Source organism: Arthrobacter terricola, from assembly GCF_004354015.1.
GTDB lineage: Bacteria > Actinomycetota > Actinomycetes > Actinomycetales > Micrococcaceae > Arthrobacter > Arthrobacter terricola.
In genome coordinates, this window is record NZ_SMRU01000002.1 from 141,691 (window position 1) to 166,646 (window position 24,956).

24 protein-coding genes are annotated in these 24,956 nt (G+C 65.0%); 22 read left to right on the plus strand and 2 right to left on the minus strand.

Annotation, left to right across the window (positions count from 1 at the left end; translation table 11 throughout):
- From E1809_RS02345 to E1809_RS02390, 10 genes are all read left to right on the plus strand, one after another.
- A complete protein-coding gene (locus tag E1809_RS02345) occupies positions 1-1,032 on the plus strand; it encodes a cytochrome c oxidase assembly protein (protein WP_215279560.1) in 1,032 nt (343 codons plus the stop codon).
- A gap of 78 nt (positions 1,033-1,110) precedes the next feature.
- Entirely contained in the window at positions 1,111-1,446 is a 336-nt protein-coding gene (locus E1809_RS02350) for an SDR family oxidoreductase (protein ID WP_205754074.1), read from the plus strand.
- A gap of 344 nt (positions 1,447-1,790) precedes the next feature.
- Positions 1,791-2,774: a helix-turn-helix transcriptional regulator gene (locus E1809_RS02355; protein ID WP_133202625.1), complete on the plus strand. Its 984-nt coding sequence runs from the start codon at positions 1,791-1,793 to the stop codon at positions 2,772-2,774.
- Entirely contained in the window at positions 2,767-3,630 is an 864-nt protein-coding gene (locus E1809_RS02360) for an SDR family oxidoreductase (RefSeq protein ID WP_205754075.1), read from the plus strand. Before E1809_RS02355 ends, E1809_RS02360 begins: the two co-directional genes overlap by 8 nt.
- Before the next feature lie 137 nt (positions 3,631-3,767).
- Complete coding sequence (locus tag E1809_RS02365; RefSeq protein ID WP_133202626.1) at positions 3,768-4,478, plus strand: SDR family NAD(P)-dependent oxidoreductase; 711 nt, start codon at positions 3,768-3,770, stop codon at positions 4,476-4,478.
- Positions 4,391-4,966, plus strand: coding sequence for an aldo/keto reductase (locus E1809_RS02370; protein ID WP_205754076.1), 576 nt, complete (start codon positions 4,391-4,393; stop codon positions 4,964-4,966). The genes E1809_RS02365 and E1809_RS02370 overlap by 88 nt, the downstream gene beginning before the upstream one ends.
- 465 nt (positions 4,967-5,431) lie before the next feature.
- Complete coding sequence (locus E1809_RS02375) at positions 5,432-5,968, plus strand: TetR/AcrR family transcriptional regulator (protein WP_133202738.1); 537 nt, start codon at positions 5,432-5,434, stop codon at positions 5,966-5,968.
- On the plus strand, positions 5,965-6,936 hold the full coding sequence (locus tag E1809_RS02380) for a DMT family transporter (protein WP_133202627.1): 972 nt from the start codon (positions 5,965-5,967) through the stop codon (positions 6,934-6,936). The genes E1809_RS02375 and E1809_RS02380 overlap by 4 nt, the downstream gene beginning before the upstream one ends.
- Positions 6,937-6,964: 28 nt before the next feature.
- Positions 6,965-7,903: a DMT family transporter gene (locus E1809_RS02385; protein ID WP_133202628.1), complete on the plus strand. Its 939-nt coding sequence runs from the start codon at positions 6,965-6,967 to the stop codon at positions 7,901-7,903.
- 376 nt (positions 7,904-8,279) lie between these two features.
- Positions 8,280-9,743 (plus strand): MGDG synthase family glycosyltransferase, encoded by a 1,464-nt coding sequence (locus E1809_RS02390; protein WP_133202629.1) that lies wholly within the window; start codon positions 8,280-8,282, stop codon positions 9,741-9,743.
- 26 nt (positions 9,744-9,769) lie between these two features.
- On the opposite strand, the gene E1809_RS02395 is transcribed toward E1809_RS02390, so the two are convergent.
- Positions 9,770-11,977, minus strand: coding sequence for a beta-glucosidase family protein (locus E1809_RS02395; protein ID WP_235835395.1), 2,208 nt, complete (start codon positions 11,975-11,977; stop codon positions 9,770-9,772).
- 318 nt (positions 11,978-12,295) lie between these two features.
- On the opposite strand from E1809_RS02395, the gene E1809_RS02400 reads away from it, so the two are divergent.
- The 10 genes from E1809_RS02400 to E1809_RS02445 all read left to right on the plus strand — a co-directional run bounded on the left by E1809_RS02400 (position 12,296) and on the right by E1809_RS02445 (position 20,695).
- Positions 12,296-12,559, plus strand: coding sequence for a hypothetical protein (locus tag E1809_RS02400; protein ID WP_235835396.1), 264 nt, complete (start codon positions 12,296-12,298; stop codon positions 12,557-12,559).
- Between the two features lie 31 nt (positions 12,560-12,590).
- The gene (locus E1809_RS02405; RefSeq protein ID WP_133202631.1) at positions 12,591-12,929 is read left to right on the plus strand and encodes a LapA family protein; all 339 of its coding nucleotides are present in this window, start codon (positions 12,591-12,593) and stop codon (positions 12,927-12,929) included.
- Positions 12,930-13,580: 651 nt separating this feature from the next.
- Positions 13,581-15,050 carry an IS30 family transposase gene (locus tag E1809_RS02410; RefSeq protein ID WP_456236602.1) on the plus strand — a complete coding sequence of 490 codons (1,470 nt, stop codon included), beginning with the start codon at positions 13,581-13,583 and terminating at the stop codon, positions 15,048-15,050.
- A gap of 177 nt (positions 15,051-15,227) precedes the next feature.
- Positions 15,228-16,790 carry an IS21 family transposase gene (gene istA / locus E1809_RS02415; RefSeq protein ID WP_133202632.1) on the plus strand — a complete coding sequence of 521 codons (1,563 nt, stop codon included), beginning with the start codon at positions 15,228-15,230 and terminating at the stop codon, positions 16,788-16,790.
- Positions 16,780-17,568 (plus strand): ATP-binding protein, encoded by a 789-nt coding sequence (locus E1809_RS02420; protein ID WP_133202633.1) that lies wholly within the window; start codon positions 16,780-16,782, stop codon positions 17,566-17,568. Before istA ends, E1809_RS02420 begins: the two co-directional genes overlap by 11 nt.
- A 110-nt stretch (positions 17,569-17,678) precedes the next feature.
- On the plus strand, positions 17,679-17,909 hold the full coding sequence (locus E1809_RS02425) for a helix-turn-helix domain-containing protein (RefSeq protein WP_235835398.1): 231 nt from the start codon (positions 17,679-17,681) through the stop codon (positions 17,907-17,909).
- A 631-nt stretch (positions 17,910-18,540) separates the two neighbouring features.
- A complete protein-coding gene (locus E1809_RS02430) occupies positions 18,541-18,894 on the plus strand; it encodes a hypothetical protein (RefSeq protein WP_133202634.1) in 354 nt (117 codons plus the stop codon).
- Positions 18,895-18,964: 70 nt separating this feature from the next.
- Entirely contained in the window at positions 18,965-19,177 is a 213-nt protein-coding gene (locus E1809_RS02435; protein WP_133202635.1) for a hypothetical protein, read from the plus strand.
- A gap of 955 nt (positions 19,178-20,132) precedes the next feature.
- Positions 20,133-20,312, plus strand: coding sequence for a hypothetical protein (locus E1809_RS02440; protein WP_133202636.1), 180 nt, complete (start codon positions 20,133-20,135; stop codon positions 20,310-20,312).
- An 80-nt stretch (positions 20,313-20,392) separates the two neighbouring features.
- Complete coding sequence (locus E1809_RS02445; protein WP_133202741.1) at positions 20,393-20,695, plus strand: DUF4193 domain-containing protein; 303 nt, start codon at positions 20,393-20,395, stop codon at positions 20,693-20,695.
- A 226-nt stretch (positions 20,696-20,921) separates the two neighbouring features.
- Here the strand turns inward: E1809_RS02445 and E1809_RS02450 are convergent, their stop codons facing one another.
- Positions 20,922-21,134 (minus strand): hypothetical protein, encoded by a 213-nt coding sequence (locus E1809_RS02450; RefSeq protein ID WP_133202637.1) that lies wholly within the window; start codon positions 21,132-21,134, stop codon positions 20,922-20,924.
- A 2,196-nt stretch (positions 21,135-23,330) separates the two neighbouring features.
- Here E1809_RS02450 and E1809_RS26535 point away from each other — a divergent pair.
- Together E1809_RS26535 and E1809_RS02465 are read left to right on the plus strand one after the other, a co-directional pair.
- Positions 23,331-23,477 carry a hypothetical protein gene (locus tag E1809_RS26535; RefSeq protein ID WP_205754077.1) on the plus strand — a complete coding sequence of 49 codons (147 nt, stop codon included), beginning with the start codon at positions 23,331-23,333 and terminating at the stop codon, positions 23,475-23,477.
- A 270-nt stretch (positions 23,478-23,747) separates the two neighbouring features.
- Positions 23,748-24,836 carry a fatty acid desaturase family protein gene (locus tag E1809_RS02465; RefSeq protein WP_133202639.1) on the plus strand — a complete coding sequence of 363 codons (1,089 nt, stop codon included), beginning with the start codon at positions 23,748-23,750 and terminating at the stop codon, positions 24,834-24,836.
- Positions 24,837-24,956: the final 120 nt, after the last annotated feature.

Sequence of the window (24,956 nt, forward strand, 5' to 3'; positions counted from 1 at the left end):
ATGGCGCCGCCGGCCGCCATGCCGGGACCGGGCACCGGGGATCCGGGCGCGATGATGAGCGGGCCGATGTGGATGCCGGACCTGCCACCCACCCTTGACCGCGTGCTGGCCTGGCACCCCCAGCCCGTCCCCCTTCTGCCGCTGCTCGTTCTGCTCCTGCTGGCGCTCTATGGCTGCGGTGTCCTCGTTCTCCGCCGCAGGGGTGTGCGCTGGCCGGCCGTGCGGAGCATCTGGTGGCTTCTGGGCCTGGCAACCGTGCTGTCCGTCACGGCCACCGGAATCGAGGGTTACGGCATGGAACTCTTCAGCATCCACATGATCCAGCACATGGTCCTGAACATGCTCGCTCCCGTGTTCCTGGTCCTGGGGGCCCCGGTGACCCTGCTGCTCAGGGCCTTGCCGGCAGGAGCTGGTGGACGCGGAAGCCTCAGGCGAGGCATCCTGCGGGTCCTTCACAGCCGGGCCGCCGCCCTCCTGATGCATCCGGCCGTGACATTCGCCCTGTTCATCACCAGCCTGTACGGGCTGTACTTCACTCCCGTCTTCGACTACCTGATGGGCACCTGGTGGGGGCACAACCTGATGCTCGTGCACTTCCTTCTCATCGGGTTCATCTACTTCTGGGGGATCATCGGCGTCGACCCTTCCCCGCGGAAATCCCGGTCCGGGCTGCGTGCCAAGGCCGGCCCGGTGCTGCCGGTGCTCGAACTGGCCGCTACCGCGCCCTTCCACGCCTTTTTCGGGGTCGTGGTCATGATGTCCACCGCGTTGCTGGTCAGGTTCTACGCCACGCCGGTGCCCGGCTGGCACGTGTCCCCGCTGGCTGACCAGGCCGCCGGCGGGGGCATCGCCTGGGGATTCACCGAGCTTCCGACCCTCCTCGTCCTCGGGGTGCTTGTCGTGAAATGGCAGAAATCGGACCAGCGCACCACCGGGGCCGCTGACAGGCGTGCGTCCCGTGAGGGCGACACCGAGCTTGCCGACTACAACGCCTACCTGAGCTCACTGGAGAACAGGCCCCTGCGCCGATGACCCCGCCGGACAGCGGTCCCGGGGCCGTCTTCTACGCCTTCACGCTCGGGCTCGTCGCCCGGCAACTCACTCCGCGTCATGGCGGAGGCCGTTCGGTGGGGAAAACGCGGCGCGCGGATCAACACGATCAGTCCCGGCATAATCTTCACGCCTCTTGCGAAAGACGAGCTGACCGGGCCGCGCGGCGAGGGGTACCGGCGCATGATCGAGCTGTCTCCCGTGGGGCGGGGCGGAACCCCGGACGAAGTCGGCGCGGTGGGAGCGCTCCTGATGGGCCCGGACGGCGCCTTCATCACCGGAAGCGACTTCCTCATGGACGTCGGCGTGACCGCCTCCTGTTTCTACGGTGAACTCGCCCCCCAATATACGGAAAGTGCTCACGACCACTTTCCGTGGCCCCGGTCAACTGATTGACCATGCATCTTGCTTCACCAGCAGGGGCTTAGAAGCACGAACGGCAGACCACGCATCCGGGCATGGGCTGGTCGAGCAGTCTGAAGGGTCCGAGGCTAACCGTCCTGAACACCAGCGATGCCGCCCACGGCACATCCGACAGAAACAAACCCATTCAGCCTGTCGCATGCCAAATATTGCTGCAATTTAATCGCCAGATAGCGCTGAGACTTACACGTTTTTCGGAGGCTTGCCCTGGGCGGTCATAAACGGTCGTTTTGAGGGGCTCACACCTGCATTCTTATCGAGTGGGGGTGTCTGATAGACACTGCCACCGGTGGGACGGCCTGCGTAGCGTTGTGGTTGTGGACAGAAAAGAGGAAATCCGTGAGTTCCTGATCTCGCGGCGCGCGAAGGTCAGTCCGGAGCAGGCCGGGATCCCCAGCTACGGGGAGTTGCGCCGTGTGCCCGGCGTGCGCCGGGAGGAAGTGGCGCAGCTCGCCGGAGTGAGCACGGACTACTACCCGCGGCTGGAACGGGGCAGCATCCGCGGCGTCTCGGACTCGGTGCTGGAGGCGGTGGCCTCTGCCCTTCAGCTGGACGAAGCGGAGCGGGCCCACCTGATGGACCTGGCGCGGACGGCCAACGCGCTGTCGCACCGCACCCCGCGCCGGCCGGCGCAGCAGCGGGTCCGTCCCGGGGTGCTCCGCGTGCTGGATGGCATGACCGGTGTGGTGGCCATGGTGCAGAACGGTCGCTCGGACGTGCTGGCCGCCAACCTCCTGGGCCGGGCCCTGTACGGGCCAGTGTTCAACTTCGCCTCAGCCTCAGGGCAGAGCCTTCCGGGCCGGCTGCCGAACCAGGCGCGCTACCTCTTCCTCGATCCGGGCGCCGGGGACTTCTACCCCGATTGGCCGGCTATCGCGGCCACCACGGTGGCGATGCTGCGCCTGGAAGCTGGGCGGAACCCCCATGACCGGGTCCTGAACGAACTGGTTGGGGAACTGACCACCCGCAGCGGGCTCTTCGCAGAGTTGTGGTCCGGACACGACGTGCGGATCCACACCACCGGGACCAAACGCTTCCACCACCCCGTGGCCGGGAACCTGTCCCTGCAGTTCGAGACCCTTCACCTTCCCGGCGATGAGGGCCAGACCCTGTTCACCTTCACCGCCGAGCCCGGCTCCCCGTCCGCGAACGCGCTGGCATTCCTTGCCACCTGGGCGGCGTCGCCGCCCGAAACATCCACCGCCGGTGGACCTGCCGGCGGATCCGCCGTCCCCGAAACGCTCCCCCACGAGCAGCCCGGGGCCCGCACTTCAAGAAAGACAGAACCAACACATGACTGAACAGAATGAAAACGTGACCGCCAAGAAGGTCTGGTTCATCACCGGCGCCGGCCGCGGCATGGGCACTGACATCGCCAAGGCCGCCTTGGCCGCCGGCCACGCGGTCGTCGCCACCGGCCGCAACCCCGACAAAGTCACCCGAGCCGTCGGCGACAACGAGAACCTGCTGGCCGTGAAGCTCGACGTCACCGACCCCGCCGACGCGACGGCTGCCATCCAGGCCGCCGTGGACCGGTTCGGCCGGATCGACGTGCTCGTGAACAACGCAGGCAACTTCTACGCCGGATTCTTCGAGGAAATCACCCCGGAAGACTTCCGGGCCCAGATCGAAACCACCATGTTCGGTCCCATGAACGTCACCCGCGCGGCGCTGCCGTTCCTGCGGGCCCAGCGCTCGGGCCTGCTCGTCACGATCTCCTCGACCGCCGGCATAGTCGGCGGGGAGTTCCTGACCGCCTACGCCGCGTCGAAGTTCGGCGTCGAGGGCTGGGCGGAGTCCCTGGCCCCGGAAATCGCCCCGTTCGGAATCCGTACCATGATCGTGGAACCGGGGTTCTTCCGCACCGAGCTGCTCACCCCGGAATCCACCCGCTACGCCGAATCCACCGTCGAGGACTACGCCGAACGCAGCCGGCAGACCGTCGCTGCCTGGCAAAGCATGAACGGCCTGCAGGGCGGGGACCCTGCCAAACTCGCCAACGCCCTGATCAAACTGGCCGAACTGGCCGAGCCTCCGCTGCGCTTCGCCGCCGGTGCCGACGCCGTCGGAGTCTTCGAGACCCGGTCCACGGAACTCCAGGCCCAGGCCGACGCCCACCGGGGTCTCTCCAGCAACCTCGCCCACGACGACGCCTAACACCAGCGCGCCGGCCTGCGCCCCTGAGCCCAGGGCGCGGGCGACCACTAAGCAAAGCAACTCCTGAACAATCACCTTGGACGCACGTGGCTGGCCCCTGCCCAAAACCAACCCCACACTTGGAGAAGATCACCCTCATGACAGCAAAACTGACCGGCACCGTTGCCCTTGTTACCGGTGCGAGCAGCGGCATCGGCGACGCCACCGCCCGCCGCCTCGCCGAGCACGGCGCCACCTTAGCCATACTCGGCCGCCGCCGGGACCGCCTTGACACGCTGGTGGCTGACATCGAGGCCGCCGGCGGGGCCGCTCTCACGGTCGAGGCCGACATCACCGACCGCGCCCAGGCCGAGAATGCCGTTGCCACCGTCATCGAGCGCTTCGGCCGCCTCGACATCCTCGTCAACAACGCAGGCCTCATGCTCCTTGGCCCCGTGGTCGGAGCCGACGTCGACGAGTGGGAACGGATGATCGCGGTCAACCAGAAAGGTCTGCTCTACATGACCAATGCGGCCCTGCCGCACCTGCTCGCGGCTGCCAAGGACGGGTTGCGCGAGGTTGCCGACATCGTGAACGTCTCCTCGATCGCCGGGCGGCAGGCGTGGGCGAACTACGGCGTCTACAACATGACGAAGTTCGGGGTAAACGGGTTCACCGAGGCCCTGCGCCAGGAAGTCACCCAGAAGCACGTCCGCGTGGGCGTGATCGAGCCCGGCGCGGTCGCAACCGAGCTCGTCTCGCACAACAACGAGACGATGCCGTGCGCGCCGGCAAGATCAACTACATCGGCTTATCGAACTTCACCGGATGGCAGCTTCAGCTCACCCTCGACACGGCGAAGGCGATGAGCTTCCAGGTGCCCGTCACCCTGCAACCGCAGTACAGCCTCGTCTCGCGCGAGATCGAATACGAGATCGTCCCGGCAGCCCTGCACAACGACATAGGCCTGCTGCCCTGGTCGCCGCTGGCGGCAGGATTCCTTAGCGGCAAGTACAACAAGGGCGAGAGGGCAAGCGGGGATACCCGCGCCGGCGTCGGCGACCCGATGAACGATCACATCTTCGGCGATCTCGCCGCGAAAGATCAGAACTGGGCCACTCTCGACGCCGTCCGCGACATTGCGAGGACGACCAACGTCACCCCGGCACAGGTCGCGCTGAGCTGGGCCGCGAACCGCCCCGGAGTCACAGCTCCGATCATCGGCGCGAAGACCCTGAAACAGCTTGAACAAAACCTCGTCGCGGGCGACCTCGTGCTGAGCAAAACGGACACCGCGCGGCTGAACGAGGTCAGCGCGCCCACACCGAACGACTACCCTACGGTCCGTTCGGAGTGAAGCAGCGCGATCGCTACATCGGTTCCAGCGACCAGGCGATCGGCGAGCTCTTCTAAATACGCCGGCAGCCCAAGTACCCCCTCCGCCCCGCTTGCCGGCCTGATGTTTGAGCTCAATGGTCACCTACTTCGGTTTTTGGTCGAAGCAGGTCAAAACTCTTCTCCGATCAGTTTTGCATCAGGCAAAATTCGGAAACGGTCGTTTGACCACGCAGTGAACTTGATTAGTTGCTGCTGGCGGAGGCCGCTCTTGAATATTCGCTGCTGTTGACGTATGGGACCGTGAAGGCTGCGATGTCCCCCCGCGCGGCGCACACCACTTTCGATCTGTCGAGAACGGGCATTCCCCTGGTGGCGGATCAGGATGGTGTACTTCGTCTTAAGTAGGTAGACTGGGCTACCTACTTAAGGAAGTGATGTTGTGGGTGATGGTGTGGGCCGGGAGCGGCCGGCGCGTGATCGGTTGATGACGGCCGCCGCTGAGTTGTTCTATGCGCAGGGGATGGCCGCTACCGGGATTGATGCGATCACCGAGAGGGCGGGTGTGGCGCGGAAGAGCCTGTACAACAACTTCGCGTCCAAGGACGATCTGGTGCTCGCTTATATCCGGGAACGCCACCAGGAGTGGCTGGGGCTGTACGAGCTGCGCCTCATCAATGCTCAGACTTCGCGCGATCGGGTATTGGCGGTGTTCGATGCCTACATCGATCATGCCGGCGCCGCCTACGTCCACGGGTTTCGCGGGTGCGGGCTGCTCAACGCAGCCGCCGAGCTGCCTGCGGGCGCGCCCGGGCGGGTGGCGGTCCGCGAGCACAAGGAACAAGTCGAGGCGATCCTGGCCGCTGGTCTGGCCGGGGTCGTCGACGCCGACCGGGCAGCAGAGCTCGCCGAGCAGTTGGCGTTCGTGCTCGAAGGTGCGGTAGCCCGCGCCGGCCTGGAGGGCTCTGTGGAGCGATTGGTCCATGCCCGCGCGATCGCCGCCGCGCTGGTGGATGCGCCGTGAGGCGCGAGAGGTTGATCGCCATCGCGGCGATCACCATTACCTCAATTCTGTGGGGCACCTCGGGCACCGCCGCAACATTTGCACCCGACGCTGGCCCGCTGGCGATCGGAGCCGCCGCCCTGGGGATCGGCGGCCTCTTGCAGGCTCTTATCGCGATTCCTGCGCTACGCGCCGGCCGCGGGCAACTACGCGCCAACCTCCCATTGACGGGACTGGGCGCGGTGGCGGTGGCAATCTACCCATTGGCGTTCTACAGCTCGATGCACCTGGCCGGGGTGGCGCTCGGCACCGTCGTGTCCCTGGCCTCGGCACCGCTGGCTTCCGGTGTGCTGGAATGGTTCGTCCAACGCACCCCGCTCAGCCGGTGGTGGATGTTGGCCGCCGGGCTAGGCGTAACTGGCAGCACCCTGCTGTGTCTTTCCAAGATGGCCCACGACCCCGGCGATGTCGGTTCGACGCTCGCCGGCATCGGGCTCGGTCTGGTCGCCGGCGCCACTTACGCCACATATTCGTGGTGCGCCCAACGCCTCATGAGCCGCGGCATTAGTCGCGCAGCTTCGATGGGGGCAGTGTTCGGGGCCGGCGGCCTTCTGCTGGTGCCGGTCCTGCTTCTGACCGGCGCGCCGCTGATCGCGAGCTCTCAGGCGTTCGCCGTCGCAGCCTACATGGCTCTGATCCCGATGTTTCTGGGCTACTTGCTCTTCGGATATGGTCTTGAGCGCGTCACTGCCAGCACCGCAACCACGATCACCCTGAGTGAGCCGGCCATTGCCGCGGTCCTGGCCGTGGCCATCGTCGGTGAACGCCTCAGCACTGTCGGCTGGGTAGGGCTTGGCATCATTGCCGTGGCTCTCGCGGTCCTGGCGATCGCGCCAACCAACAACACCGCACGGTTCCTCACCCTGCTGACGGACCCCGTAGGTGTTGCCACGATCGTCACGATCCAAGCGCGGGGCCACAACCGCTGACGTGATGACCTCGCTGTAGTCTGACGCCATGGCCATGGAACTGATCTCACTAACACCCACTCAAGCCCTAGGGATCCCGGTCGCCCTCATCGGCTCCGTCTTCCTGGCCCTGGGCGCCCAATTCCAGCACCGCGGTGTATCCGCCGGTAAATCCGGGGACGGGACCGGGAAAAAGACAGGACTGAAGCTAACAGATCTATTCACACTGGTACGGCGACCCTCCTGGATCGCCGGGACGCTGATGCTTGGCCTGGCGGTAATCCTGCAACTCTTCAGCCTGTATCTGGCGCCCTTGACTGTGGTCCAGCCTCTAGGCGCCCTCGCTCTCGTCATCACCGCTGTCCTCAACGCACGGACAAACAGGACGAAACTGGGCACGCAGACGATCCGGGCCGTGACCTTTTGTGTCGGAGGCATCGGCCTATTTGTCACTGTCGCGGCCCTGACCACCACCACGGTCCCGATCCACGACACCCAGCTGATCATCGTCGTTGCCGTCCTCACCGTCGTGCTGGTTGTTTTCGCCGCCGTCTTCGTCTTCCTCCGCAGGAAGCTCACCCCGCTCTCTTACATCGTCGCAGCGGGGGTCCTGTTCGGGTTTGTCGCGACCCTGGCGAAAGTCGTCATCGACCGCGTCCATACCCTGGTCCGGTTCGGGTTTCACTTCGAACCAGGAGACGCGCTCACCTTCGTATGTGTAACCGGCTTGATCGCTGCCGCCCTGTCGGGGTCCTACTTCGTCCAAACCGCATATTCGTCCGGACCGCCCGACCTTGTCGTCGCCGGATTGACGGTCATTGATCCTCTGATCGGCGTGAGCATTGGAATCGCCGTGCTCGGCGAAGCCTCCTCCGCTCCGCTCTGGGCAGGCATCGTGTTCATCCTCGCCGGAGCGCTGGCAGTTTATGGTGTTTTCCAGCTCTCCGTCCGCCATGCCCGCCCAATCCCGGCCGAGCCGCGATTGTGAACATTGCAAAGCCGCGCCGCAGGTTCCTGAAGTCTGATTCCGTGAGCTGCACGGGCAGCGCCTGACGGGAGGCTGGCGGCGCCCCCCTTCCTCAGGGCCACCGCAAAACGAGGGCCGCCCCGGAGAACAGGCGCCAGCTGCCACCTAGAAACATTTGAGCCGCAGCCCGGCCGCGGACGAAAAAGCCTGGACGCGTTCGTCCCATCCAGACCAAGCTTTTGATCCATTGATTGCAAAGTCGAAGCAGGGCAGGCCAGGCCGGATCAACGCATGGTGCCTGCCCGGGCTCGCTCAGGAGGTACCGGCCCGGCCCTTTGCATCACCGAGCACGGCCAGGCCTCGTCCGTGTGGTGATGCGGCCTGCTAGCCTCACTCCATGCGCAGAACATCGGCACGAGGCTCAGGCACTGCCGGAGGAGAGCGCGTACTGATCCTGTCCGCAGGGGTAGGATCAGGACACAACAGCGCGGCGGCGGCGATACACCAGGCATGTGCCGCGCGCACTGACATCGCCGAGGTGCAGGTGCTGGACGTGCTGCAGGTAAGTAGCGTGCTCTACCGCGCGCTGCTGGGGAAGGGATACTTCGTCCTGGTCGAGGGCTTACCCTGGCTGGTCGAGTGGGGTTACGACATCAGCAACCCGCCCTTCCGGCGCCGCGGCCCAATCGACCCCTGGACACGAGTGAACGCCAGTCCGGTCATCAGTGCGATCAAGAGGTTCCGACCGACCGCGATCGTGTGCACGCACTTCCTGCCCGCCCAGCTGTTGGCGTCGTTACTCCTCCGGGGCGTGGTTGACGCAAAAACCGCTGTCGTGACGACGGACTATGACTTCCAGGGCCTGTGGCTCTCGGGCGCGTTCCACATGATCTTTGTGGCCAGGGAGGAAGGCAGGGTGGAGCTGACGGCGCTCGGCCTTCCTCCCGACCGAGTGAAGGCCACGGGCATCCCGATCAGCAAGCCGGTCGGTCCCGCGCCCGTGCGCGATCGTAATAAGCCACCGATGCTGCTGATCTCGGCGGGTGCGACCGGCGGGGACTATGCGTTCTCCGTGGTGCGTCAGACGATGCATATGCGCTCGGAATTCACGGCCACGGTCGTGTGCGGAAACAACGACGTGCTGCGGCAGCGCATCGAGAAGCTGGTGGCGACCGCCGGTGACCGCTACCGCGTGCTCGGCTTCACCACGGAGATGCCGCAGCTGCTGGGCCGCGCGGACCTGTTTGTCGGCAAGCCGGGCGGGCTTTCAGCGTCGGAGTGCATGGCTGCGGGGCTGCCCATGGTGCTTGTAAACCCCATCCCGGGGCAGGAGGTTCGCAACGGCGATTACCTGATGGAGCAGGGGGCGGCCGTCCGCTGCAACAGCCCCGCAACGATCGGCTGGAAGATCGATGAGGTGCTGCGCGAACCCGGCCGGCTGCAGCGGATGCAGGAGGCCGCGCGGAGAACCGGCCGCCCTGACGCCGCGGCGGACGTCCTGAGCGGCCTGCTGGGCGGGCCGTCACGTCCGCTGGTCGTGACCCGCGCGGCGCAAAGGACAGTTCTCGCCGCGAGCGAGCAGCGTTTCGTTGCGACCGATCTCACAGGGCCCTCGTCGCTGGTCCGCCTGGTTGACCGGGCGACGGACAGCACCGTAGCGCTGCTGCAAGCCGAGGAGCTTTCCGACCTGCAGAAACGGTACGCGACCCCGGACAGTCGCCTGGTGCTGCGGCGCGGCCAAGCGCCTCTTTTGCTCGGCTGGGAGGAACGGCGGTTGCTTCGCGCCCTGCTGCGGGGCGACACCGCGCTGCCCGTCCGCGCTGTGGGGCCATCGGCACCCTTTCGTCTCCCTCCCGGGTGACCGGTGGGACGCGCCCCATATCGACCTCAGATCGGCTGGCGGTCCGAGACGCCTTCCTGGTCAATCAGTGGCTCCGGGCGCCACAACCGTCCCGCGTCCGCCCAGCCGACCGGGCTGTGTTGGCCGGCGACCAGGCCCCAGTCCCCCGCCCGCGGCGACCAGCGCCCCGTGGACGGATCGCGCTGCAGGATCGGCCCCGCATCCAAGGCAACCCGCACCGTCCTCTCCGCGCCGGGCTGCAGCGTCACCTTTTGGAAGCCCAGGAGCTGAGCGACCGGTCTGCGGATGGACACATCGGCAGCGTAGACCTGAACGACGGTCGAGCCCTCACGGCCGCCCGTATTGGTTACAAGCACATCCGCATAGCCGCCTGTGTCGTCGAACCTGTGGTCTAGAAGCCGATGCTCGATCCTCGTGTAGCCCAGGCCGAATCCGAACGGGAAAGCGGGCGCTCGTCCCTCGCCGTCGAGCCGACGTTGACCCCACTTGTCGTCATAGACGACGGACTTCGCCGCGGGGTCGAACGATGGCAGATGCGCGGCGTCCGTTGGCAGCACAAACGGCAGCCGCCCGCCGGGTTCCTCACTGCCGGTCAGCACGCTCGCGAGGGCGCGGCCGCCTTCCATCCCGCCATACCAGGCCAGGAGGAGTGCCGGCACCCGGCCTCGCCACGACTCCGTGAGGATCGCACTGCCGCTGATCAGCACGACGACGGTCCGGGGGTTTGCGGCCACGACCGCCTGGATGAGGCGCTCATCGCCGGGGCGCAGCTCAAGGGAGCTGCGGTCGCCGCCCCGGACGAAGCGCGACGCGAGGTGCGCGAGGCCGATGAGCACCCGACGGAGGGGCCCTGAGGCAAAGGCCCGACCGAGGACGCCCACGTCCACGCCGCCAGTAACGACGGACTCACCTTCATCGTGCTGGTCCAGGCCGACGACGACGATCGCCGTCTCCGCGGCGGCTGCCAACGCGGCCGCGGCGCGCTCGTTCCGACCGGAGCTGGTCGTGATCCGCACCCCGGGAAGCGCCTCACGCAGCCCCTGCAGCGGCGAGACCGTAGAGGGAGGCCGAACGCGTGACGAGCCATGATCGCCGAGGTTCGCTCGTGCCGCGAGTCGTCCGATCACCGCAAGATGTCCGGTGGTGGGAGCCAAGGGCAGTAGCGGCGCCGCGCCCACGGTTTCGTTCTTCAGCAGTACGATCGACTCCGCGGCGACCCGGTGGGCGAGAGCCCGGTGCGCCGGGGAGGCGATGACGGCGCGGGTAGGGGCCTCCATCTCCCGGGCCGCGGCATGCTGCACGCACGTGCGCAGGATCCGGCGTGCAGACTGCAGCACTGTCGCCCGGGCCAGGTCACCGTTACGCAGCGCGGCCGGCAGTTCACGGGCGCGCAGCAGTCGCAGCGGCATCTCTACGTCCATTCCTGCCTGCAGGCTGAGGAACGCGTCATGGGTGCCGAACACCCAGTCGCTCGTCACGAACCCGGAGAAGCCCCACTCCTGTCTCAACACGTCCGTGAGCAGGGCGCGATTGACGTCCATGTACTCGCCTCGCACCCGGTTGTAGGAACTCATTACAGAGTCCGCGCCGGCTTCCACGACCGCCCTGAAGTGGGGCAAGTACACCTCGTGCAGGGCGTGTTCGTCGACCGACACGTCGACCTCGAAGCGCTCGTTCTCCATCGAGTTGAGCGCGAAGTGCTTTACGCACGCCATCGCGTTCACGCGCACGCCCCGGGTGATGGCAGCTCCCATCCGGGCGGTCAGCACCGGATCCTCCCCGTAGCACTCCTGAGCCCGACCCCACGCGGGGTGGCGAAGCAGGTTTACGCACACGGACGCGGAGTAGTTTGCTCCCCGAGCCCTGGTCTCTAGACCGATCGCAAGCCCGACCCGTTCCTCCAGCGACGGATCCCAGGTCGCGGCCCGCGCAATTGTCACAGGGAAGGCGGTGGAGGCGCCGATCACGACGCCGCGACCACCGTCGCTGAAACGGATGCCCGGTATGCCCAACCGCGAGACCGCCCCGGCCACGAACGGCACCCTATTGAGCAGTATCGGGATGAGCGGGAGCAGCAGCCCGGGAGAGTCGCCGTCGAGCAGGCCGAGGATCTCCCCATCCGTCATCAGATCGATCAGTAGCTCCGCGGCCTCATCCGCGTCCAGCTCGCCCGCCCGGACTGCCCTGACCGCCTCGCCGTAGGCGCTGCTCTCCGCCGACATCGTGTCCGTCAAAGCCAGCCCTTGCGTTCGCGCTGCCCGTCGTCCCGCAGCAATCTTCATACACTAAAGCCCGCAGTAATCTTCATGCCTAAAGTCTGCACCCCGTGAGTCCGCGTTTGCGAAGCCGCCGGGAATCCCCCCGCTGGAGTCGCTTCCGACTCGCGCGGGGTTCCTCATCGCATCTCCATTAGCGGCGGCCAGTCGGTCAGCCTATACGACGCTCCCCCTGTTACCTGTCTTTCAGCGTTCGCCGGGCGTACGCTGAACACGTCCCCGGTACCGGACCGGCCCGGGTCCTTTGCCTCCGGATTCAACCAGTAAGGGATCACCATGGAGATAAACCTCAGGGACCACTGGGACAGCCTCAGCCCCGAAACCCGGCAATGGCTCACCGAGAACCCCGGGTGCGTGGTTCTACCGCGCACGATCACGGAGACGATCCATCAGGAAACCGGAATCACCGCGGACTCGGACCAGCACGACCAGGCGCCGCTCTCCCCCGAAGACCTCGACTTCCTCCGGGCCCGGGCCGAAGCAACGCCCGCCCCGCCGGAGCACCGGTTCTTCGACACAATACAGCCCGGAGAAGGCTGAAGCTGAGCGTCAAAGGACAAAAGAGTCCCCCATGAATGCAGAACCACGGCCGGCACCGGAGCCTTCCCATCCGCCCGCACCGGGCGCGGGCCAGCCGGCAGGACGCCGGCCGATGGTCACGCGCGCCGGAATGGCCTGGACCGCCACCATAGCCGCCCTCGTGCTCCTGATCCTGCTCATCGCGTTCATCGTGCAGAACCAGGACGCCGCCAGGGTCAGGTTCTTCGGCCTGGACGGGACGATCTCCCTGGGCATTGCCCTGCTCATCGCCGCGGTCGGAGGCGGGGCCCTGGTCGCCGTAGCCGGTGCAGTACGCATCATCCAACTCAGATCACGCAACCGCCGCACACCAACGACGCCAGGGCCCTGACACCACACAGACCACCGAAGGGCTGCCTTCCCGCCGCGGCCAGGCCTGGACGGTATCAGCGCTTTCGGGCCGCATCCGACCGGCCGGGCGTTGCTAGCGGAGCCCGGAACTGCCTCCAATCGCTTCGGAAACGATGACTCTAAGCGGCAACTCTAAACTGACCGGAGACGGCAAAACTGATTGACCGTTCGGGCGAGTTCTAGTGATCGTTGCAACGCCCCCGAATAATCGGGAGTCGCAACACCCATGGAATCACCATCGAAAAATAGTCTCTCCTTAAGGAAAAAATCTCCTTTTACGGAAGAACCGGCGTCGAGCGCCGGGGAACCTGGGAAGCGTTCCCAGCAGTCCCACACCCGTGCGCAAAGACAGGATTTCCTTTCCGCCGTTGCGCGGCTGGGAACTGTCGCCGAGGCGGCTCAGGAGCTCGGCATCAACAGGAGTACCTGCCAGAAGTGGGCGAACGCCGCCGGGATCAGGCCGCAGCGCCAGTATGGCCAGGCGGACAAGGACCACTTCTATGCCGTTCTGGACCGGATGGGCACCATCACCGCGGCCGCCCAGGAGCTGGGATTGAACATCAGCACCGCGCATAACTGGGCCGGCAAGGTCAATCTTGCCTGGAGAAAACCACGGGCCATAGGAACTGTGATGACTGATCCGGCGCGACGCCACTCAACGGAGGTGATTGAGGAATTCCTGGGTCTGCTGCGCGAAGTCGGCAACGTCAGCGCGGCAGCCCGGCAACTGGGCCTGAACCACTCCACCTGCCACAACTGGGCCAAGGCCGCCGGCCTGGTCTCCGTCGGTACGCGAGGCCCATCGGCGAAACAGATTCACTACCTGCGCCTGCGCCAGGAAGGAACCGGCCGGAGGGACGCCGCCCTCGCCGTCGGCGCCAGCAAACAGAGCTCCTACGTGTGGGACCGGCAACAGGCTGCAAAGGACACGGCCGCGGCCCAAGGTCATGCCGTGGATCTGCCGTATAAACAGGAAGTGAGAACTACATTCGCGGAACCTTCGGCCCCTGCAGCGGCACCAGAGCTGACGGCAGCGGCGGTTCCGGAACTGCCAGCCTCACTGAGGGAGCCGGTACCCGCACCGGTGGCGTTGGAAGCTCTGGAACAGCCCATCAGCGCCCGCTATGTTTCCTTGTCAGAGCGGGAGAGAATCGCGGACCTGCACTCCCACGGGACCTCAATGAAGGCGATCGGCAGGGCACTGGGCCGGTCCGTGGGCACCATCAGCCGGGAGATCAAACGCAACAGCCACCCGGTGCTGGGCTACCGGCCTTACGGTGCTCACCGGGCCGCTGCAGCCCGGGCACGGCCGAAGGACAGTAAGCTGGCAGAACCCGGGGAACTGCACGACTACGTGAAGACCAAGCTCCTCACACGCTGGTCCCCGGAACAGATTTCAAAGCTGCTGATCAAGGAATTCCCCGATGACGAGCAGATGCGCTTGAGCCCCGAAACGATCTACCAGGCCCTCTACTTCCAGGCCAGAGGCGGACTCAAACGCGAGGTCAAAGAGGCCCTGCGCAGCGGCCGGACACGCCGCAAGCAGCACAAGAATCCCGAAGAACGCACCAGCCGGTTCCGTGACCCGATGATCAACATTTCCGAACGCCCCGCCGAGATCGAAGACCGCGCCGTCCCAGGCCATTGGGAAGGGGACTTGGTGACCGGAGCCTACAATCAGTCGGCGATCGCCACCCTGGTCGAACGCACCACGCGCTACGTGATGCTGGTGCACCTGCCGGTGGACCATACCGCCGAGTCGGTCCGCGACGGGCTGATCAAGACCATGGGGACACTGCCGGCGCACCTGCGAGGATCCCTGACCTGGGACCAAGGCGCCGAAATGGCCAAGCACAAGGCCTTCAGCATCGCGACCGACATGGACGTCTACTTCTGCGACCCCGCCAGCCCCAGGCAACGCGGATCCAACGAGAACACGAACGGGCTGCTGCGCCAGTACTTCCCGAAAGGAACCGACCTGAACGCCTACGGGCCCGAGGACCTCGAGCACGTCGCCCAGGAACTCAACGCACGACCACGCAAAACACTCGACTGGGACACGCCAGCCGAGCGTCTACGTGATTTACTGATAGCCAGCTAAGCACGGGTGTTGCAACGACCCCTGGAATTCAAGCAGTAGGCCATGGTGTGTGGCTTGGCGTGCTGGGATTCCCCTTGTCCATTCCCCGTGTCGTTACGAGGAGAGCCCCTTCCTTCCGCGGTGAAATGGCGATGCCAATCGTGTATTTCACCCGTTGCGGGAAGGAAGGGGCTCGTTATGAAGTCTCCAGGAGAGTTCATGGAAATTTTAGCTGCTTACGATTTGACCCGGTCCTACCGGGATGCCGCGAAGATCTGCGGCGTTTCACACAATACGGTGCGCTCTTATGTGAAGGCCCGTCAGGAAGGCGCGCAGGCGCCGGTGGCCCGGCAACGCGGCCGGATGACCGACCCGTTCCTGCCGCAGATGATCTCCTGGGTCGAGCAGTCCCGTGGGAAGATCCGCGGTGATGTCGTGCATGAGAAGCTCCTCGCTCTGGGGTTCACCGGGTGTGAGCGGACAACCAGGACAACGCTGGCTGAACTGAAGGCCAAATACCGGGCCCGGAACGTGCGCGTGCACCGGCCCTGGACGCCGGAGCCAGGGCTCTGGCTCCAGTTCGACTACGGGGATGGCCCCGTCGTTGACGGTGTGAAGACCGTGTTGTTCGTCGCTTGGCTGGCCTTCTCGCGGTTCCGGATCGTGATCGCCTTGCGGGACAAGACGATGCCGAGCGTCTTCGCCGCCCTGGACCGGACGTTTAGGCTGATCGGCGGGATCCCGACCTACATTTTGACTGACAACGAGAAGACGGTCACGATCGAGCACGCCGCCGGAATCCCCGTTCGGAACGCGCAGATCGTGGCGTTTTCCAGGCACTATTCGACGTCCATGCAGACGTGCATTCCGGCCGACCCGGCCTCGAAGGGCGGGGTGGAGAACGCGGTCAAGATCGCCAAAGCCGACCTCGTCCCCAAAGAGACGAACCTGCTGCCCGAGTACCGGTCCTTCGCCGAGCTGGAAGCCGCGTGTGAGGCGTTCATGGAGGAGGTGAACTCGCGGGTTCACCGGGCCACTCTGGAGATCCCGAAGGACATGCTCCGCGTTCTCGAACGTCCCCGGCTGCACCCGGTCCCGGAAACCCCCGTGACGGCCAGTTTCGGCCACACCCGCCAGGTCCCGCCAAACACGCCCATGATCACCTTCGAACAGTCCCGGTACTCCGTCCCGCACACCCTGATGGGTGAGATGGTCTGGGTGCGCGGCACCGAGACCGAGGTCGTCATCGTCCACGTCGGCGACGCCGGCCCGGTGGAGGTCGCCCGCCACAAGGACACCCTTCCCGGCACCCCGGCGATCATCGACGCCCATTTCCCGCCGGCCCCGTCCGGTGCCCTCGAACGGGTCATCCGCCCCACCAACAAGGCCGAGGAAGAGTTCCTGGCCCTCGGCGCCGCGCTCTGGCTCAAGGAAGCCGCCGATGCCGGAACCCAGAAGATCCGGCACAAAATGGAACGCGCCGTCACCCTCGCGAAGGTCCTGGGCACCGACGAGGTCGACAAGGGCCTCGGTTCCGCCGCGGCGCATCATCGCTTCACCCACGAGGACCTGTGCTCCATCGTCAATACCGCCGGCGGCACAGGCCACACCACCCGCGCCACCCGCACCGTCACCGACCAAGGCCAATGGTTGAGCCAGGGCACCGGCTCCTGGGCGAATTTCGGCACGACACCCACGACCGCCCCGACCACCGATCCAGTCGTTGACGGCGATTTTGAAGGAGCCCTCGATGAGCGCTGACACCATGTCCCCGCCCCTGACCGACGCGGCGGTGGAGCAGGTGATCGCGCTTATGCGCACGACCCGGATGCCGCACGCCCGCGCGGTCGTCGCCGATGTCCTGGCCACCGCGAAAGCTCAGCGCTGGGACCCCACCGAGGTCGTCCGTGTCCTGCTCGAAGCCGAAGCCACCGGTCGGAACGCCTCGATGCTGGCCACGCGGCGCAAACGCGCAGGTTTCCCCTCCGGGAAGACCTTCGATGTCTGGGACGAGGCTCTGTCCACCCTCCCGGCCGCAACGACATCGTTCCTGCGCACCCTGGAATGGGTGCGGCGGCGGGAGAACCTGATCGCCTGCGGGCCCTCCGGCACCGGCAAAACCCTGCTGCTGGAGTCCTTGGGCCAGCAGGCCATCGACCAGGGCATGTCCGTGTCCTGGCTGAGCATGGAAGACCTCGGCGCCCTCGTGCGCCGGCACCGCATCGATGACAGCGTCAACAAAGCCATCACCCGGGCTACCAGCGTGGATCTGATTTGCGTTGATGACATCGGCCTGCTGCCGGTTTCCGCGGACTCGACCGAGGGCTTCTACCGCGTCGTTGAGGCCTCCTACGAGAAACGGTCCCTGGCGATCAGCTCGAACATCCACCCCTCCGGGTTCGATGAGCTCATGCCCAAAACCATCGCCACCGCGACCGTGGACCGGCTTCTCCACCACGCCCACCTCTGCCAGACCAGCGGCGAGTCCGTCAGGCTAATGCAAGCCCAGAACGGGAAAGGAACCCGCCCCATGAACTAACCCAAAAACTGGTCAGGCGCCCTGAAACCCGGCATGCCCGGGGCGCCTGACCCTGTCCAAAAATACTTGCCGCGACCGGTCAATCACCTGCCGCCAGCGGTCAAACCAACATGCCGCGCCCGGTCATTTCTAAGTTGCCGTTGACACCCGCGAAGGCATGGCGGCGGCGAAGGCCAAGGCAAGCTTCGACGTCGACAGCCCAAACTCGCCAAAAACAGGAAGCCCACCTTGTGAGCCTTCACGAGGGCGGCTCACACACTACAGCGCAGATCGCCGAACTCTTAGGCGTCGCCCCCTCCACGGTCTACAGGGCCGTCCGGCGCGCCGCGCCGGCCAAGTGACCTTCTCCCGCCAGCGAGCCGGCGCATCGTGAACCTCGGTTCGGCACGGCCTTAGCGCTTCAATTTCACGCCGCTACTACCAAAACCTTTACCGACGCCTTCGTTCAAGGCCTCCCGAGACGCTGACAGCCGGGACCAGGATAACGCCGAGAGGCGGGCCGCCGTACCCTCACATCCATTGACGTTTCGCGCAGACGGCTCCCGACCAAAGTGACGCTTTGTGCAGGGAACTTTGGGCACCCGATGTCCATGCCCGACTCCACAACTCCCGTACTTTCGGAGCAGCCTGTGCTGAGCAACCTGGACAAGCTGCTTGGTGCCATGAGCTGGCTGCACCAGAGCCCGACATAGCCGCACGCGTTCAGCCGCCAGCAGTCCCGGAAATGAACCAGGAACGATGGCCCTGGAGTCCTCAACACCAGCCCCCACCGGTCAGCGGCCTAATTGACGCACTCGTGAAGATCCGTGAAACCCGGCAGCCCGTGTGGCCTGAATGCCGAGAAACCGCCGCTCAGAAGTTCAAGGTGAAGTCCGGTACAACGTCGAGACCGTCGCTCTTCCGTGCGCGACCGGGAGGATGGACACTGTTCTCAGGGGGTGTCATCGGCGAACAGGTGAGGCCAGGGCTGTCATGAATCCTTTGATCACGTTGGCTGCGCTGACCGGGGCGCGGGACAGCAGTCCGGCGACGGTCCCGGTCCGGCCCATGGGAGCCAGGGATCTTCCCGAACTCACGCGGGTATATCCGCACGCTTATACCGAGGGCTCCGCACACCTGCTCGGCGGAAGCTCCGGATGGATCACTGACACCCTCGACGGCGTCCGTGGCCTCTCTCTCGCCGAAGCGCCCCTGGTGACTACCACCCCGGACGGGCGCCTCACGGCCGCCATCATCACCGCTGACACCACGTTGGGGGACGGAAAATCTACTGTGGCATTCATCGCCGAGCTCTTCACCGACGCCAGCGACGGTCACGGCGACTGAACAAACCCCGAGGGCACCCCTGTTGCCGCCGGAGACCCCGCCAACGCAACCGGAACAGGAAGCACCGATCATGACCCAGCTCAAGCCCACTCTGGAAGTTACGGTCTCAAACGCGGCAGCATTGGAGACCGAACTCGCCGCGGCCGTTGAAGCGGTCCGGCAGGAAGCCCTCGCCGAACGCCGCTGCGGCATCTTGATCACCCGACACGGGGTAGGAAAATACACAGTCAGCCTCAGCGAGGACGTGCCGTTCGGCCTCACCTGGGAACGGGACGCCGGTTAGCGTGCCGGAGCTGTCGGCCCGGGGGCCAACAAGGTGACGAGGCGAGGAACCCACAACCCCGGTCGGGGAAACCCGCCGGTACAGGCGCTGCCGTGTGATCCCTAAGACCAGCTTCCTGGAAGGGGCGGGATCTCCAGCCGTAACCGGTTGCTGCCCTTGGGGAAGCGGGAGTATCCTCGGAACTCGGAACTCGGAACGTCGAATCCCTGACGTCGCTGGCCCCCTGGGGTGAGTCGAACCTTGCCTCGATCTGACCGGCCCCGCTGACGTCGCAGCAGGCCGCGCTGCGGGTCAGGCAGGACACGGGGAGCCTGCACGTGTCGCCGACCGGCACAACGGAAAGAGTGCGGATCTGCATGAGCCCGAGGATCGTCTTCGTCCTCGACGGCCCGCTGCGAGCCCATGGGCCGAATCGGACCTGTTGAAACTCCGGACCCAAGCACAGTTGAGCAAAACCCGGCAAGAAAGAGGCAATGACAACCGCGGCACGTCCTGCCGGAGGATCAGGCAGGACGTGCCGATACCGAATGACCCCGGTCCGAGGGGCCAGCGGCGTGTGGGCTCCAGGATGGTCCCGCCGCCGACCCCGGTCTGACAGCCGGCACCAAGGCCGGTCGGACCGACCCACGCCGGGTTCCTCGCGACAAGTCAACGACTCTGCGCGTCCGCGCGCACGAGTGATGGTACTTAAAATCTCCCACGAGAGGTGACCGGATGACAAGGGCAGTCCTACAGGAAAGCCGTCGTGCGAGCGTCCCCGGACACCCTGGGCGGCATCCACGACGGCCGCGCCTTCGGCGCTCTCCACGTTTCAGGATCGGGCATGTTGTCCCCGGGTAAGGGGTGACATGCCGGACGTTGAGTATATGAAGCCCTCGCGCTGAGTTGAGTGCGGGGGCGACTCGCCCGGTTTCCGGGGGCGAGCCGGATCTTTCTGTGGAGGGCCGGGCGCCGGTTGTCCACCGTCACCGTCCGTGACTGGTTCGCCCGGGTGGTTGTGGGTATCGGGTACACAACGCTTCCAGGCCGCGAGGGGGCGCGACTGGGCGTCGTCATTGCCATGGCAGAGCAAAAGTTGATCGATGCGAACGCGAAGAAGGGAGCCTTCCTAGCCGCTCACGCGAAGCTCTGCTAAACCCTCCGTGTCGGGGAATTATGCCGGCGTGCCGTACGTTGCATGTCCGACAACCCGAGTAAGGAAAGGGATCCATGCAAGTGGCGACTGATTACGACGAACTGCGCACCGAGGTCAAGGAATCACAGAACGACTCCCTCGAGGCCCTCAAATCAGCCAACGCGCCCGACCCGCATAGCGTGGTTCGTGAGCTGGACGTGGCAGATGAGGACGACAGCGTCGGGGTCCCCGGCGGAGAATTTATCGCTGAGGAACTCGTCGTCCAAGTCGTTCCACAACGCAAGGACGAATTCACCTGCTACTCCTGCTTCCTCGTCCACCACCGCTCCCAGATGGCCCGCGAGGAAGACGGACACGCCTACTGCATCGAGTGCGAGGGCTGATTTAAAGCCCTGGTCGGGGTTAACAGTTGATGATCGAGTCCGCATAGCTCTCGACCGCGCCGGGCCAGACGCGGCCGGGATCCCGATCTGTTTCCGGGTCCTCCGTGCCCAGCCGCAAATCGCACTTCATCCTCACCGCTCCAGGACGGCGCAGAGCCCATTGCCAAAACAGCAAAACGATGTGTGCCACCAGCACCCCGCACGGTACCCCCGATAACCGCAGGACCTACGCGATCAACGCATGGAAATCGACACCGAAGAGGGCCACCAGCGGCCAGAGCACAATCGCCACCAGGCCTTCCAGAATGTTGCCGGGAATGTTCCATGCCACCAGATAGCCGTGGGTACCGGCGACCAGCACCCCGACGGCCAGATAAATGATCCCAAACAGACCAATTCCGCGCCTGCCCATATTGCGCCTGCCAAATCCGCGTACCATCGCCCATCTCCCACCGCGGGGTATGAACCAAATTATAGTGGCGCCACTGGTATTCGAGGAGGCCCGGGCTCCTTCCGGTGTATTGGTCTGAGACGCAGTTTTCGCAGCTCTTCCCCCAGATGATCCTAGTTACGGCGGACCGACGACGGCGCTGTGAGCGGCCGCGCCGGCTGGCAGGGGCCGGGCGTAGTGCGGTGTGGCGGGAAAGGAGGTCAGGACCGCGCCACTCGTGGCCCTCGAAGCCAGACAGCCCAGGCCCACCGTGATGAGGCCCGGCGCCAATAGGCGCCAATCGGAGTCGTCATGCCCACCCTGGCCATAGCGGTCCCAATTTTGCAACACGCGGTCTGCGGGACCCCCCCCAAAGCCCTAAGCCTCTGCAGAGGCTCGTGGCCGTCATTACCGGCTCTATGCGGATGACACGCCCGACTTGGGACGCTGGATAACTGGGCGCAGCCCAAAGTGGCCCTCCTCGGGATGAGCTGGCTATGACAGGTTTGGATGGCCCCGGCAGGACGGGTATTTCTGGCCCCACTTCGTGACTCGCCGGGCAATTGTGACGGTTATGTGTGGCCGTCCTTCAGCGTTGGATTCATCAGTGGATGGATGCGGCCGAAGGCTGGTGTGGATGGAGTCGAGGGTGGAGTTATTCGCGCAGTTCCGTCGGGATGCCCGGGTTGAGGGTCTCCCGGTCCGCGCGCGGGAGGCAAGACGGCCATGGATTGAGGTGTTCGGCCGCGTTCTGGAGCGTCAGTCCCTGCCCTCTTCGGGGCCCGCCAGGAATGTCAGCGGGCTGGCCGGCCATGGCCCCGGAAAGTAAAGTACTCGCCACTCATGTGCGGAGCACCGGGAACGAGGTTGACTTATGACAGGAGACTTGGTGTGAGGGGCACCGGCTGGAACTCGGTGTCCGGCTGACAGACGGGACCAGCGGCGGAGAGAATCCCGGTTCCTGGCATGGACTCTCCACTACGCCCAGACGCCGCTGGTCCCCTCGGGTTCGATGCCCGGGCCCAGCGGGAGGGGGCTACCCCCAACGGCTCCCAAATCCCCGCCGTGGAGAGGTCAAATTCACCTTGAGTTGTCTGGGGACCGGCAACCAAAATTCACGGTCGGGGAAGGGCCCGATGCGGTGAGTTCGTCAGGTTGGTATTCCTGGGCGAATCCGATCTGGATGTAGAGGTGGGGGTAGAGGGCGAGACGTTTCTCAATGCCATCCCCGACGAAAATCCCGCCATTTATCGCTGCGAATCACAGCTGATCGGACACTGTGATCGCCGCATTAACGACGGAGCCGACGGTGTGGACCCTTTGGTGATGGCTCTAACCAGGCCGTGACTTATGGCCATATACCGGCTCTGACAGGGGTGTCATACTCCGCCCATGGCGTACTTCCTGGAATACGTGACCGACCAGGCTGCCGGTCGTTCCCTTATCCAGTCCACCAGTTTTGGCGAGGCTCTAACCAGGGCGAAGGACGTTCTGCGGGGTTTGCAGTGCACCTCAGCTGTGTTGCGGCATGCCGACGGATCAAGTCCCGCCTTTGGCGATGGCTCAGTCCTTGCGTCGTACACGCCGGCCGAAGGCTGGAGGATCCACGAGGCTGGGCCACAGTAGCTTCCCGCTTCGGCGAAGCTACTGCGGCGCTTTGAAGACTGGGTTTCCGGGTCGCCATGGTGTGGGACCGGGCCGCTGCGGCCCGCGCCGGCTCAACGCACTCTGGTCTTTGTCCGCGACGGCACCACCTACACTCCAGTGTCGATCCCGGCAAGTCGGTTTGCGGCCGGCCGGGTGCGGGACACCTTCGTGGGTGGCGAGATGCCCGGGTTGAGGGCTTGTCGGTTCGTGCTCTTGTGGTCCGACACAAGGTGCATCGCCGAACTGAGAACTCGATCGCTATCGCGTCCAACAGTCGTTCTCCGGCTGGACGAAAATCTGACTGACCCGCGGCGCTGCGCAGCTAACGTGAACCGGTTGACCTTCAATGGCACCATCATCTAAACCGGAGGGCTCATATCGTTTGGCCCATGCCATCGCCCAACAAACCCTCTGAAGTATTAGCCGTTTCCGACCCGCCACATCGGGTACATCGGGTATGTAGGAGTTCCTGGGGCGAGGAAGTGGCATTAGACATGGCAACGGTTGAGGAAGTCCGGGCAGAAGCTTCCGAGTTGCTCAGGAGCGGTGACCTTGGGCATGGCAGAGATGTGGGTGGAGTTCGTTGCGCGCGGTGGTACAGCGTCAATTCCTGACCTGGATGCGTTTATCGCCGGGCTGATGCCTCTTGGCGATATCGACGTCCAGATGCTTGACGTGACCTTGCACGAAATCCGGGACACATAGAAGGTCCGCCGTCAATCCGATTCACCCCACAATCCCGCGATCTGACATCACATTGGTGAGGCTCAAGACCTGCCAACGACGGAAGAGATAACTCGCATGCCGTGAGGCAGCGGGTCCGACACAAGTGGGGCCACACATACCGCTTTGATGGGGCCAAAGATGATTGACACGTTCGATGAGCCGTCACAATCGTCCGGGCGTATGCTGAAGGCTAGGGTTTGAAGTGCCGAAGTTGAGTGCCGCACTCGCCCGTGAATGGTTCGAGGCATTATGGACACAACACCGTCTCCCGCTGAAGGTCCGCGGTTTCGCCGGTCCCCGAACCAAGTGGTCAACAGCTACGTGATCCTCTTGAAACAGGTACGGGAAGCAGGTCTCCTGCGCCGCCGGCGACGTTTTTACATCGTGCTCTTCACCATCCTGATGGCGGCGTGGGCAGGCACGTGGACGGGGTTCATCCTCCTTCAGGACACCTGGTTCCAGTTGCTGGTCGCCGCCGGCATGGGCGTGGTACTGACCCAGTTCAGCTTCCTGGCCCACGAGGCTGCGCACCGCCAGATCTTCGCCTCCCAGCGGATTAATGAATGGTCCGCCCGGTTGATCGGCACCGGTCTGGTGGGGATCAGTTACGCCATGTGGGCGCAGAAGCATACCCGTCACCACAACTACCCGAATGTGATCGATAAGGATCCCGATATCCACACCGGGGCGATCGCCTTCCATCCGCAAGCCGCGGCATCCCGGCGCGGGTTCATGGTCACGGTCACGCGCAAGCAGGGATGGCTGCTGTTGCCGCTTTTGTTCTTCCTGGGCCTGAGCCTTCACGTTGATTCGTTGAAGTACCTATTCCGCCGCGGAAAAGTGGACCATCGCTGGGTGGAAATCCCGATCGTGGTGCTGCGTCTGCTCGTGGTCCCTGCCTTGGTGTTCTGGCTGCTGCCGTTGGGCATGGCGTTCGCGTTCCTGGGCGTCCAAGTGGGTGTGTTCGGGTTCTACATGGGCGCCTCGTTCGCACCGAACCACAAGGGCATGCCGATCCTGGCCGCCTCCAGCCGGGCCGATTTCCTTCACCGGCAGGTGCTCACCGGACGCAACATCAGCGGCGGCAGGTTCATGGACGCGTTGATGGGCGGACTGAACCGCCAGATCGAGCACCACCTGTTCCCGGACATGCCGCGGCCCTACCTGCACCGCGCGGCCGCGCTGGTCCGCTCGTGCTGCCAGGAACAGGGAATCCCCTATACCGAGACCAGTCTCGTCACCTCCTACGCGGTCGTCATCCGGTATCTCAACACTGTCGGCCTGTTTGCCGGCGGTCCGTTCGAATGCCCCGTCGTGGAGAGCAACCGGCCCCGCTGAGCAAGATCCACTAAGCAAACCGACAAAGGGTCAACCATAATGACGTCGAACCCAGCGACACCTCAAGTGCCCGGAGAACAGCCCTAAGGCCCACCGTCGGGGGCCGCGCCCGGGGCTGAT